General features: G+C 44.0%; 1 protein-coding gene. It reads left to right on the top strand.

Annotation, left to right across the window (positions count from 1 at the left end):
* Positions 1-282, top strand: a 282-nt coding sequence (locus ACVC08_RS00200) for a hypothetical protein (RefSeq protein WP_452600503.1), incomplete at both ends; no start/stop codon positions are given.

The following is a 282-nucleotide window of genomic DNA, read 5'->3' as shown; positions in this document are numbered from 1 at the left end:
GAAGAATTTAATCTAGAAGAGGCCAACGCACAAATACTAAATGGACAAACAGGCATCACCCTAAGCTATTACCTAACCCAAGCCGATGCCGATGCCGCAGTTAACCCATTACCAACACTATACACCAATGTTGTTAATGCTCAAACCATCTATGTAAGAGCCTCAATAGACCTTACAAGTTGTTACGACACCATCACCCTAGACCTAAGAGTCAACCCATTACCATCACCAGTAGCCACACCCGTAGCCTACCAAGAATGTGATGACGATAACGATGGCTTT

The organism is Pontimicrobium sp. MEBiC06410, assembly GCF_053601615.1.
Note: the sequence above shows the minus strand (reverse complement) of the source record. Positions and strands in the feature narration are given on the sequence as shown.